Annotated in this window: 11 protein-coding genes and 1 pseudogene; 10 read left to right on the top strand and 2 right to left on the bottom strand. The window is 53.9% G+C overall.

Going from position 1 to position 10,873, the window contains the following annotated elements; genetic code table 11:
• From H6F43_RS17840 to H6F43_RS17810, 7 genes are all read left to right on the top strand, one after another.
• The coding region (locus H6F43_RS17840; RefSeq protein ID WP_190344059.1) for a TrkA family potassium uptake protein at positions 1-957 on the top strand (957 nt) is incomplete at its 5' end.
• A 60-nt stretch (positions 958-1,017) separates the two neighbouring features.
• Positions 1,018-1,605, top strand: a complete 588-nt coding sequence (locus H6F43_RS17835) for a metalloregulator ArsR/SmtB family transcription factor (RefSeq protein WP_190344058.1) — start codon at positions 1,018-1,020, stop codon at positions 1,603-1,605.
• A gap of 239 nt (positions 1,606-1,844) precedes the next feature.
• Positions 1,845-2,615, top strand: coding sequence for an NAD(P)-dependent oxidoreductase (locus H6F43_RS17830; protein ID WP_190344057.1), 771 nt, complete (start codon positions 1,845-1,847; stop codon positions 2,613-2,615).
• Positions 2,612-3,421, top strand: coding sequence for a sugar phosphate isomerase/epimerase (locus H6F43_RS17825; RefSeq protein ID WP_190344056.1), 810 nt, complete (start codon positions 2,612-2,614; stop codon positions 3,419-3,421). Before H6F43_RS17830 ends, H6F43_RS17825 begins: the two co-directional genes overlap by 4 nt.
• A 14-nt stretch (positions 3,422-3,435) precedes the next feature.
• Positions 3,436-4,260, top strand: coding sequence for a glycosyltransferase (locus H6F43_RS17820; RefSeq protein WP_190344055.1), 825 nt, complete (start codon positions 3,436-3,438; stop codon positions 4,258-4,260).
• A gap of 5 nt (positions 4,261-4,265) precedes the next feature.
• Complete coding sequence (locus tag H6F43_RS17815; RefSeq protein WP_190344054.1) at positions 4,266-5,366, top strand: FAD-dependent oxidoreductase; 1,101 nt, start codon at positions 4,266-4,268, stop codon at positions 5,364-5,366.
• Complete coding sequence (locus H6F43_RS17810; protein WP_190344053.1) at positions 5,363-6,379, top strand: glycosyltransferase; 1,017 nt, start codon at positions 5,363-5,365, stop codon at positions 6,377-6,379. The genes H6F43_RS17815 and H6F43_RS17810 overlap by 4 nt, the downstream gene beginning before the upstream one ends.
• A gap of 68 nt (positions 6,380-6,447) precedes the next feature.
• Here the strand turns inward: H6F43_RS17810 and H6F43_RS17805 are convergent, their stop codons facing one another.
• Both H6F43_RS17805 and H6F43_RS17800 read right to left on the bottom strand, forming a co-directional pair.
• Positions 6,448-7,371 (bottom strand): hypothetical protein, encoded by a 924-nt coding sequence (locus H6F43_RS17805; RefSeq protein WP_190344052.1) that lies wholly within the window; start codon positions 7,369-7,371, stop codon positions 6,448-6,450.
• A gap of 283 nt (positions 7,372-7,654) precedes the next feature.
• Complete coding sequence (locus tag H6F43_RS17800; protein ID WP_190344051.1) at positions 7,655-8,821, bottom strand: pyridoxal phosphate-dependent aminotransferase; 1,167 nt, start codon at positions 8,819-8,821, stop codon at positions 7,655-7,657.
• Between the two features lie 256 nt (positions 8,822-9,077).
• Here H6F43_RS17800 and H6F43_RS17795 point away from each other — a divergent pair, with 256 nt between their 5' ends.
• The 3 genes and pseudogenes from H6F43_RS17795 to H6F43_RS17785 form a co-directional block, all read left to right on the top strand.
• Positions 9,078-9,446 (top strand): VOC family protein, encoded by a 369-nt coding sequence (locus H6F43_RS17795; RefSeq protein ID WP_190344050.1) that lies wholly within the window; start codon positions 9,078-9,080, stop codon positions 9,444-9,446.
• An 88-nt stretch (positions 9,447-9,534) separates the two neighbouring features.
• Positions 9,535-10,233 (top strand): phosphoribosylformylglycinamidine synthase subunit PurQ, encoded by a 699-nt coding sequence (gene purQ, locus H6F43_RS17790; RefSeq protein ID WP_190344060.1) that lies wholly within the window; start codon positions 9,535-9,537, stop codon positions 10,231-10,233.
• A 401-nt stretch (positions 10,234-10,634) separates the two neighbouring features.
• A pseudogene (locus H6F43_RS17785) lies at positions 10,635-10,873 on the top strand (carotenoid biosynthesis protein); the annotation flags it as partial.

Below are 10,873 nucleotides of genomic sequence, written 5' to 3'. Positions count from 1 at the left end.
AACATCTGGCTCTGCACTTGGAACAGCGACTTGAACTGGCGACAAAAGCTGTTTCTGTGCTGGGTGGCTCCGAGGGGCATCGTCTCGGCGTCGGTGGCATCGCTGTTTGCGATTCTGCTGACCCAGCGCGGCATCAATGGTGGCGACTCGATCAAAGCGCTGGTGTTTTTGACGATTATGATGACCGTGTTTTTGCAGGCGCTGACTGCTCAAGGAATGGCGAATCTGCTGCAAATCACCTCAAAGCAAGCGACGGGCATTGTGATTGTGGGCTGCAATCCGCTGAGCTTGCTGATCGCGCGGTTGTTTACCGATCGAGGTGAGCCAGTCTCGCTGATCGACGCTGACCCGGATGCTCGGCAGCAGGCGGCGTCCGAGAACCTGCGCGTCTTTATCAGTAGCGCCCTCGATGCCGAGGTGCTTGAGGAAGCCGGACTGAGCAGGATGGGCACGTTTTTGGCGATGACGAGCAATGGGGAGGTCAATCTTGTGGTGGCACAGCAGGCAGCGGAAGAATTTCGCCCACCGCGCGTGCTAGCGGTGTTTCCCCGCGATCCACAGGTCAACGCCACGGCAACTCTCAAGATCCAGCAGGCATTTGTGCCCCAAATTCCCTTAAAGCAGTGGAATCAGCATGTGACCGATGCGGCGGTCAAGCTGGGCGAAACCCAACTGCGAGAGGGCGACTTCGAGGTGCAGCAGGCGTACCTGCACGGTCGCATCGCCGCAGGTGAACTGGTGCCGTTGCTGATTGAGCGATCGCAGGTATTGCAAATTGCTTCAGCGGAAGACCCGTGGCAGGCAGGCGATCGCCTCGTTTACTTGCTGCACGATCCAAAGCCAAATCTGCTGAAGCTGCTGTCGGGGTCGAGCCAGATGCGACTGGTTCCTGAGCTGATTCCAGAGGTGGAAGTGACTCCGGCAACGGTGGCGGAGATCGAGCCTGCGCTGGAGTAAATGGCAGCGGCAAATCTAATTTGATATGCTTCTAATTAGATTTCTATCTAACTAGTTGCCATGTCTCCACCCGACTTCCAACAGCTTCTTCAGTTCTTTAAGGCGTTGGCAAACGAGAGCCGCCTGAAACTTGTGGGTCTGCTGGCGCAGCGCGAGTGCAGCGTCGAAGAGTTAGCCACGCTGCTCAACCTTAAGGAGCCAACGGTCTCCCACCACCTTGCCAAACTCAAGGAGCTTGAACTGGTGCAGATGCGATCGGACGGCAATACGCACCTGTACCAGCTCCGAACTGACACGCTGCAAGCCTTGAGCAAGGAAATGTTTGCGTCGCCGAATCAGCTCACGGCGCTGGCAAACGATGTGGACGCCGATCGCTGGGAAAGCAGCGTGCTGCGGGCATTTTTAGCGGGCGATACGCTGAAGGCAATTCCTGCAAGCCGCAAAAAGCGCTGGGTCATTCTGAAATGGCTGGTGAATCAGTTTGAATTTGACCAAACCTATCCAGAGTCCAACCTGAACGAGCTGATCCAGCGGCACCACTGGGACTCTGCCACCCTGCGCCGAGAACTCATCGGCTACCGATTTATGCAGCGCGAGAAAGGCGTGTATTGGCGACTGCCAGAGTCGGAGTGGGTAGCGGTTGGATAGAGAGTAGTACCAATTCGGAATACTCGCTGCGCGAAAAGCCAGCTACGGAATTCGGAATTCGGAATTGCAGAGGCTGGAGTCCGCCTGCGTTTTAGTGGTTTGATCTGTAGCTGGAATTTAGAGAATTGGTATAAGAGTTTTCTCTTCTCGCGCCGGGAGGGAGCAGGGGGTAGGTCCTCTAGGCATACCGCTTCACTCGTTATCTGGTTTAATTGGATTGCTCAATTTACTGCGTCATCATGCCTTCTGGACTGATCGGACATACGGGCTTCGTCGGCAGCAATTTGTGTCGATCGACCGCCTTTGATGCCTGCTTTAATTCCCAAACGATCGCCGATATTCAGGGGCGCGAGTTTGATCTGCTAATTTGTGCGGCTCCTCAGGCAAAAAAGTGGTGGGCAAATCAGCATCCCGATGAGGATCGCGCCATGGTGGAGCACCTGATCGCGCAGTTGCAGCAGACGCGAGCGCAGCGGTTTGTGCTGATTTCGTCGATCGATGTGTTTCCTCGGATCACCGACGCGGACGAAACCTTTGACTGTGCCAGTCAAGAGAATCACGCCTACGGGCGCAATCGCCTGCGGCTAGAGCAAGGCGTTGCGGCTCACTTCCCGATCGCTCACATCGTTCGACTGCCCGGACTATTTGGACCGGGGCTGAAGAAGAACGTTATTTTCGACATGCTGCATCACAACCAGCTCGAAAACATTAATCCCGCGAGTCAGTTTCAGTGGTACGCGCTGTCGCGGCTGTGGGCAGATCTGCAAGTGATTATTCATCACAACGTCCCGCTGGTGACACTGGTGACGCAACCCGTGGCAACTGGAGCAATCCAGACTCGATTTTTTCCAGAACTAACGCTGGGAACTGAGGCAGGCGCAACGGTGTCGTATGGCATTCAGACCCGCTATGCTGAATTGTTCGGGGGGCAGTCCGGGTATATACTGTCGCAAGAACAGGTTCTTGACGAGATTGGGCAGTTCGTCCAGACACAACGAGACTCCGCATGAAGCTGACCATTTCTAATATTGCGTGGACCGCCGAGGCTGACGACGCTGTGCTGTCGCTGCTGGGGCAGAGCAAAATCGCAGGGGTTGAAATTGCCCCCACTCGCGTATTTCCCGATTGGCAGTGGACGCCCGATCGAGTGGCGGCGTATCAAACCCTGCTGGGACAGCATGGACTGGTCTGCTCTTCGCTGCAAGCGATCGTCTACGGCAAGCCCGACCTGAAGCTATTCGGCACGCCCGCCGAAAAAGCCGCCTTGGTGGCACATCTGAAGCGCGTTGCCGATTTGGCTGTGGAGTTGGGGGCGCGACCGCTGGTATTTGGCGCGCCCAAAAACCGCGATCGGGGTGACTTGGACGATCGTGCCGCCGTTGCTCAAGCGGTCGATGTGTTTGCGGAGGTTGGCGACTACTGCGCGGAGCGTGGGGTGTGTCTCTGCATTGAGCCAAATCCGCCCGTTTACGCCTGCAACTTTGTCACCAACAGCCAGCAAGGTGCAGAACTGGTGAGGGCAGTGAATTCTCCGGGCTTCCGGCTGCATCTCGATGCGGCAGGAATGCATCTAGCTGGAGAGGACATTCCCCGTGCCCTCGAAGCTGCGGCGGATGTGCTGGCGCATGTGCACATCAGCGAGCCGAACTTGGGAACCTTTGCTGCGCCGCAGGTAGACCATCGGGGCATGGCAGCAGGACTGCGATCGATCGGCTGGGACCAGTGGCTCTCAATCGAAATGCGGGCGACCGATCCGGCGATCGATAGCGTGAAGCAAGCGATTCAGACCGTACTAGACTTGTATGACGTGGTGTAAGGAGTGACTGGATCGTGACATTTGAGAGTGCCCCGAAGGCAATTCCCCCCGAATGGGAGGTTCCCGCGTTTACCGTGCGCGAATTTGCGCCGCGTCGAACTCGCTACTGCGTTGGCATCCCAATCATTAACGAAGGCGATCGGATTCGGCGGCAGCTACAGCAGATGCACGACATCCAACTGCCAGAGCTGGTAGACATTGTGATTGCAGATGGCGGCAGTACGGACGGTTCAACCGATTCCGATCGTCTGATGCCCGTCGGCGTACGCACGCTGCTAACCAAAACAGGCAGCGGCAAGCTAAGCGCTCAGCTTCGCATGTTCTTTGCCTACGCCATGAGTCAGGGATACGATGGCGTGGTGATTATCGACGGCAACAACAAAGACGGTGTGGATGCGATTCCCAAGTTTCTGGAAGCACTGGAGCAAGGCTGGGATTACGTCCAGGGATCGCGCTACCGTCCCGGCGGCTTCGAGGAAAACACGCCTGCGGTTCGCAAGCTGGCAGTGGAACTGATTCACGCGCCCGTGATTAGCCTTGCGGCTGGATTTCGCTATACCGACACGACCAACGGCTTCCGCGCCCTCAGCCGAAAATTTTTGCTCGACGATCGGCTCCAGCCGTTTCGCAACGTCTTCGACACCTACAACTTGCACTACTATCTGTCTGTGATGGCACCACGATTGGGCTACCGCGTCAACGAGATCGCCGTGACGCGCGTCTACCCCAAAACTGGCAAAATTCCTAGCAAAATCAAAGGCTGGAAAACCCATTTGCACATGCTGGGGCAGCTATTTCGGGCGGCACTAGGGCTGTATCGTCCGTCGCTACGTCGCTAGAAGCCATGTCTACACAGCCGATCGTCGTCATTGGGGGCGGATTTTACGGATGCAGCGTTGCGGAGTATCTGGCGCAGCAGGGAGCCGAGGTGGTGCTACTGGAGCGGGCAGCAGACTTACTCACGCGGGCGTCTTATAGCAATCAAGCGCGGCTGCACGGCGGCTATCACTATCCGCGCAGTTTCAGCACGGCGTACCGCAGTCGGCTCAATTTTGAGCGATTTTTGCGGGAGTACCGTCCCGCGATCGCCGATTGCTTCACGAAGCTGTACGCGATCGCCCGCATTGGCTCCAAGGTTAGCCCGCACCAGTTTGAATTCTTCTGCCGCAACATTGATGCGCCGCTGGTTCCTGCCAGTTCCAAACTCACAAAGCTGTTTAGTCCCCGCCTGATTTCAGCCGTGTACGAAACGCAAGAGTACGCATTTGATGCGGCAGTGCTGCGGCGGTTGCTGGTGGAGCGACTGGTCCAGTCGGGCGTGAAGCTTCAGTTGAATACCACTGTGGCTGCGGTTCAGTCGCAGGCAGACGGCAATTTAGCGGTGTTGGACGATCGCGGCAACTGCCACACGGCTAGCTATGTGTTCAACTGCACCTACGCCGGACTCAACACGATCGCGGGCATTTTGCCAACGCGTTCAAACCTGAAGCATGAGATCACAGAACTGGCGCTGGTGCAGCTACCAACCGAGCTAGAGAACGTTTCTGTTACCGTGATGGACGGTCCGTTTTTCTCGTTTATGCCGTTTCCTGATCGCGGACTGTCCACGTTTACCCATGTGCGCTACACGCCTCATGCCTCGTGGTTAGAGTCTCCAGAGTCGCTCAATGCTTACCAAGTTCTTGCGGCAGCGGAAGCGCGATCGAACTTTGGCTACATGGTTCGGGACGCTCAGCGCTACATGCCCTGCCTGAACGACACGCGCTACTGTGATTCGCTGTTTGAAGTCAAAACCGTTCTGGTGAAGAATGAGGGCGATGATGGTCGTCCAATTTTGTTTGAGGTCGATGCCCAACAGCCAAAAATTGTCTCGATGCTAGGCTCTAAAATTGACAACATCTACGACGCTTTAGCAGCGGTGCAGTCCTATTTCGATCGCCCATGAGTTATCCAACAGGCACGTCCGATTTGCTGGTTTCTGTCGTTTCGCCTATTCGCGACGCAGAAACTTGGGTTGAAGGGTATCTACGAGATCTGTCTGCCCTACTAGCCGCAGAATTTGATGATTTTGAGATTGTTCTGGTGGACAATGCCTCCACCGATGGAACCGTTTCGTTAATCGAATCGCTTCAGCCTGAAATTCGCAATGTTCAACTGTATTGCTTAGCTCGATCGATTCCATATGAAAGTGCGTTTGTTGTGGCGCTGGAGCAGGCAATTGGTGATGTCGTCATTACCTTAGATGCCGCCTACGATCCGATCAATCCGCTCGTTGAAATGATTCGGATGAGTCGATCGGGCGCAGAAATTGTTTACGGTCTTCGCACCGATCGCACAAGCGGCAGGCTGAGTTTATACAATCGGCTCAGTAAACTATTCTTCACGCTGTTTCGCAAGCTGACAGGCGAAGATCTGCCCGTGGCAGCATCAACGCTAAGACTCTACACTCGACGCGTCATTAATGCATTTTTAGACAATAACGATCGCTACAGCTTGTTCCCAGTCATTGCTGCGTTCTCGGGATTGCTGTACCAAACATTTCACTACGAGCGAATTAATCGCACCGGGATTCCGCTAGCGTTGAACTATCAGCTAGCGCTTGCAAAAGCATTTCGTTTGGTATTCTTGTCATCTCACTATCCCTTGCGGCTGCTATCGCTGCTGGCAATGTTTGGAGCATTTCTCAACGTTCTTTACAGCATTTGGGTTGTACTTGTGAACGTATTCAAGCAGAACGTAGCAGAAGGGTGGACAACGCTATCGATGCAAAACTCTGCGATGTTTTTTATTTTGTTCGTTATCTTGGCAATTCTTTCCGAGTACATTACCCGGTTAATGATCAACAATCAGAACCGTCCCTTCTACCTGATTGCCAAGGAAAGTAGAAGTTTGGTTCTTCGGCGTAAGCAGCGAATTAACGTCATTAGAAACGAAAACCATCCAGACACCAAGCTATAGAAACGAAGCAGCCGGTCAGAGATTTTTAGCTTTCTCACTATTTCCCGCCGACTGCTTCATGTTCCGGCTTAGAAGCCTGCAAAGTTGTAGCCAATGCCAAGGAAGATGCCCACAGCGGGGTTACCCGTGACGGAGGCATTTACGGAGGCAGTAGCCGTGAATTGAGAACTCAGCGGAACATCAATGCCACCTGTCAGCAGCAGATCCACACCGCTGTCATCGCCTGTAGAAATGGCGGCTCCAATCCCTACGTAGGGCGCAGCAGAAAAGCCGAGGTCTGCGGTTGGTCCTGCTCCAAACGAGAAATCGTAGGTGAGCGGCAGCAGGATTGTGACATCGTCGTCAATTAGAAATGACGGACGCACCGAGAACGATCGAGTCAGTCCAATCTTGCTGATCACGGCAAAGCTGCCTTCTCCAAGCGCTGTGTCTCCGTCGCCAATTCCAATGTTGCCACCAATTCCTACATAGCTTGACCCAGAGCGAGTCGCCCGACCAGGAGACACCGTCGTTTCGGGTGAACTAGGCGTCGTTGTTGGAGAGGTTGGTGTGGTGCCAGGAGTCGTGGCATCGGGCGTGGTGCCGGGTGAAGTGGTGCCAGGAGTCGTGGCATCGGGTGTAGTGTTCGGCGTGGTTGGAGTTGAGCCAGGAGTCGTGGTGTCCGGAGTGCTGGGGGTTGTTACCGTGCCTGGGGAATTGATACCAGGCTGCTCGACGCCCGAAGGAGTCCGATCGGGATTTTGCAGCGTTGAAGGCGAACTAGAAGGCGAGGGCTGTCCCGTTCCTGCAGGAGTCCGATCGGGGTTTTGCAGCGTTTGGGCAATCCGAAGACCTACAGTCTCAGCACTTTCAGCGCCAAGAACAGACGCAGAGGTTGACGCGGTACCGGGCGCGGGTGCAGTTTGGGCATGCACCGATTGATCGCTGAATCCAACGATCAATGCCACAGCACCGAGTAGGCAAGAAAGATGCTTGAAACGAAACGTACTCACGTTTGTACCTCAGTAGGAGTAAGATTACGCAATTAGAACGAGTAGCTGGTCTATTAGCTGAAACTTTAGAAATACCAGCCAGCAATAACACCAGAACATTATCGATTGCCTGCTTCTCTTACCTCTCCTGGAAGAGAGAATTTGCTCGTGTGCCGTATGTAACTAGACGTATCTCTTTCTATAGAGATTATTAGCGACTCTGTATCAGCGTCAGGTCGTCTTTACTACAGTTCAGCAACATGTAAACATGCTGATGAGGGCACAGAAATTGATGTAATTAGCTCTAGGCGCGCGATCGAACAAATTTTTCCAATCGCTCTATCCCCTTGTTGATCGTGTCCATATCGGTGGCGTAGGACAACCGAATACAGGTGTCTGCACCAAAGGCAACGCCCGGAATAACGGCGACCTGTTGCTCTTCGAGTAGAGCGTTAGAGAAATCTAGGGAGTTCAGCCCCGTTTTTTCAATGCTGGGAAATAGATAAAAGGCTCCATCGGGTTTGGGACAGCTTAAACCAGGAATCGAATTAATCGCATCCAGCATCACCTGTCGCCGCTGAGCGAATGCCTGCAGCATTTCTCCTACGCAGTCTTGGGGTCCTTCCAGTGCCGCAAGCGCGCCATACTGAGCGAACGTGCAGACATTCGAGGTGCTGTGTCCCTGAAGGGCGATCGTGGCGCGAATCACCTCCACGGGACCTGCCAAAAAGCCAATCCGCCAGCCAGTCATGGAATAGGCTTTAGCGAATCCGCTGCTGGTGATCGTGCGATCGAAAATTTCTGGACCCACTGCACCAATGCTGACGTGCTCTGCGCCGTCATAGAGCAGCTTCTCGTAAATCTCATCGGCGACTACAAAGATGTCGTTTTCCACGATGACGTCGGCGATCGCGCGAACTTCTGCTGGCGTGTAGACCATGCCCGTTGGATTAGAGGGCGAATTGAACACGAACAAGCGCGTTTGCGGCGTAATTGCTTGCCGTAGCTGGTCTGGCGTAATCTTATAGCCACTGTCTGCTGCTGTGGGAACAATCACGGGCGTCCCGCCCGCCAGCTTCACCATCTCCGGGTAGCTGAGCCAGTACGGCGACGGAATAATCACTTCGTCGCCCGGTTCAATCATCACCATCATCAAATTGAACAGCGAGTGCTTCCCACCGTTGGTGACAACGACATTCTCGGCTCCGTAGCAAAGCAAGTTTTCTTTTTGCAGCTTTTGGGCGATCGCTTCGCGCAGTTTTGGTTCGCCTGCTGCTGGACCGTAGCGCGTCTTTCCCTGTTCAAGCGCTTGTTCTGCGGCTGCCCGAATGTGAGCAGGCGTGGGAAAGTCTGGTTCTCCAGCGCTGAAACTGCACATATCGACGCCCTCAGCTTTCATTGCTTTTGCCTTGGAGTCGATCGCCAACGTAAGCGACGGAGTAACCTGCCCAACTCGTGCTGCCAGTTTCATGATGATTCTGCGACTGCTGCATTAATTTAATTCAGAATACCGTAGTTGCTCAAGCGTGCTAAAAACCTCCGCTTGATTTCACAAACTCAGGCCTGCTCAATTTTTCTTTGCGCCATCGCACCTTTGCGGTAGCCGTTGAACCCAACGAGCTTATCTATAACGTCTTCTAATCGTTTGATTTCTTAGGTATAAATAAATTTCAACTTGAACCGATGATGCAAGCTTTAACTCGCAACAGCCGTTAACTGCAACCTTTATGCCGCTCTCCCCTACTGCTGCGCTGCTAGCCCTGGCATCCGCTAATTTTGAGTCGCTGGTGCAGTTTTATGGGCAGCTTCTAGACCAGTCCCCGATCGTGCTGATTCCGTCGGTCTATGCCGAATTCCAGCTACCGGGTTTACGACTAGGCATCTTTTGCCCAAAACTTCCTCCCACTCCCCACGCCGCCGTCCCCACGCCGCCCGTCAGCCTTTGTTTAGAAGTCGAGAATCTGGAGGAAGCGATCGCTCAATTTGCAGCCCTCGGCTATCCTCCACCGGGCGAAATTATGACTGCTTCCCACGGTCGAGAAATCTACGCCTACGACCCCGATGGCAACTGCATAATTCTGCATCAGAGCAACTGAAACGCCAGCATCCACTGGCTACTCACCACGAACCATAAACCCCGTGCAATCATGAAATTGTTGGGAACTGGAGAGCGGAATGGCAGCGGTGAAGTTTGGGATTGTTGTGTTTCCGGGATCGAACTGCGATCGCGATGTGGCATGGGTGACGCAGGGATTATTAAAGCAGCCCACTCGCATGGTGTGGCACGAGGACAGCGATTTATCGGATATTGACGTAGTCGTGATTCCAGGCGGGTTTAGCTATGGGGACTATTTGCGCTGTGGGGCGATCGCGCGCTTTTCGCCTGCCTTGCGCTCTACTGTGGAGCACGCGCAGCAGGGAAAACCCGTGCTAGGAATTTGCAATGGCTTTCAGGTGCTCACCGAAGCTGGACTGCTGCCGGGAGCGCTGGTGCGGAATCGAGACTTGAATTTCATTTGCGATCGTGCTCCGCTGCGAGTGGAGCGAAATGACGTGCTGTGGACGCAGGAGTATCGGGCGGGAGAGACAATTACGCTACCGATCGCTCACGGAGAAGGCAGCTACTATGCTGACTCTGATACACTATCGCGCCTAGAGGAAAACCAGCAGATCTTGTTTCGCTATTGCAGTGCCACAGGAGAGATCGAGTCGTCAGGCAACCCAAATGGGTCGCTAAGTAATATTGCGGGAATTTGCGATCGTCAAGGCAACGTGCTGGGCATGATGCCCCATCCGGAGCGAGCAGCAGACCCACAGCTCGGTGGAACTGACGGCATGCGGCTGTTCAAAGGCATTCTTGCTGCTGTTGGAGTAGCGCTGTAAGCAGACTGTAAAACATACAGTGTGAAGCTGCGATAAAGCTACTGAGCGCAATATGAAGTTTATTTCTTGAGGAAGATGATCCTCTTCGTTTCCGGTAATAATTGACTTGCGGATATCACGGAGCAGTGCTTCGGGGCATCCGTAGAAACACTTTGTGATTGATGTAGGACCCGTGAGGGCGTACTGAGTACGCCCTATTTTTTTAGCTATTCGATCAAATCGATCAAAACAAAGTCCTGGTAAGGCAAAGCCTTAGTGTGGCTAGGTCAGAGACTCCCTCCACCTGGGTAACGACATTGACATACGCAAGAATCAGAGTTCATAGTCTGTTACAAAATACAGAACCTCTGTAGACTGAATAACAGGCGTTTTTTCAGCACCCGATTTTCCGAGGAGTCCCTATGAGGCAGTGGGTTATTGTCGAACGATTCTGTTTGATTGGTCACGTGTTGGCACTGGTGTTCGGCTTGGCGGGGTTGCTGCTGGTGTTGCCCAATCCAGAATTCATCATGGCTTTGCCTCCGTTTGGTCAAACCCTGTTTGGTTGGAGTATGGCAGGGGGCGGCGTTGTGTATATTGTCTTGGGAGCGATCGCTGTTGCTGTGTATGCCTATCGCACCTTGGGAGTGCGCAACTGGCT

This window comes from Leptolyngbya sp. FACHB-36 (assembly GCF_014695955.1).
Taxonomy (GTDB): domain Bacteria; phylum Cyanobacteriota; class Cyanobacteriia; order Leptolyngbyales; family Leptolyngbyaceae; genus FACHB-36.
Note: the sequence above shows the minus strand (reverse complement) of the source record. Positions and strands in the feature narration are given on the sequence as shown.

What these genes read in the sequence shown, in the direction of transcription:
- H6F43_RS17835 (WP_190344058.1), top strand. Translation starts at nt 1,018, where the DNA reads ATGTCTCCACCCGACTTCCAACAGCTTCTTCAGTTCTTTAAGGCGTTG.
- H6F43_RS17830 (WP_190344057.1), top strand. Translation starts at nt 1,845, where the DNA reads ATGCCTTCTGGACTGATCGGACATACGGGCTTCGTCGGCAGCAATTTG.
- H6F43_RS17825 (WP_190344056.1), top strand. Translation starts at nt 2,612, where the DNA reads ATGAAGCTGACCATTTCTAATATTGCGTGGACCGCCGAGGCTGACGAC.
- H6F43_RS17815 (WP_190344054.1), top strand. Translation starts at nt 4,266, where the DNA reads ATGTCTACACAGCCGATCGTCGTCATTGGGGGCGGATTTTACGGATGC.
- H6F43_RS17810 (WP_190344053.1), top strand. Translation starts at nt 5,363, where the DNA reads ATGAGTTATCCAACAGGCACGTCCGATTTGCTGGTTTCTGTCGTTTCG.
- H6F43_RS17800 (WP_190344051.1), bottom strand. Translation starts at nt 8,821, where the DNA reads ATGAAACTGGCAGCACGAGTTGGGCAGGTTACTCCGTCGCTTACGTTG.
- H6F43_RS17795 (WP_190344050.1), top strand. Translation starts at nt 9,078, where the DNA reads ATGCCGCTCTCCCCTACTGCTGCGCTGCTAGCCCTGGCATCCGCTAAT.